This is a genomic window from Pseudarthrobacter sp. TAF60_1, from assembly GCF_052113505.1.
Classification (GTDB): domain Bacteria; phylum Actinomycetota; class Actinomycetes; order Actinomycetales; family Micrococcaceae; genus Arthrobacter.
Map to the genome: position 1 here is coordinate 1 of NZ_JBFRDI010000061.1, position 430 is coordinate 430.

Sequence of the window (430 nt, forward strand, 5' to 3'; positions counted from 1 at the left end):
CCACGGTCCACGCCTACACCGCCGACCAGAACCTGCAGGACGGCCCGCACAGCGACCTCCGTCGCGCCCGCGCCGCCGCCGCGAACATCATCCCGACCTCGACCGGCGCGGCCAAGGCCCTCGGCCTGGTCATCCCGGAGCTCGTCGGCAAGCTCGACGGCTACGCCCTGCGTGTGCCCGTGATCACCGGCTCGATCAYCGACCTCACCGTCGAGCTCGAGAAGACCGCAACGGTCGCCGAGATCAACGCCGCCTACAAGGCTGCAGCCGAGGGTCCCCTCAAGGGCATCCTCAAGTACACCGAGGACCCGATCGTCTCGACCGACATCGTCAGCGACCCGCACTCGTCGATCTTCGACGCGGGCCTCACCCAGGTCATCGGCAACACGGTCAAGGTCGCGTCGTGGTACGACAACGAGTGGGGTTACTC

The 430-nt window shown here is 67.8% G+C and carries 1 pseudogene; it reads left to right on the forward strand.

Going from position 1 to position 430, the window contains the following annotated elements:
• Positions 1 to 430, forward strand: a pseudogene (locus tag AB4Y73_RS20480) (type I glyceraldehyde-3-phosphate dehydrogenase); the annotation flags it as partial.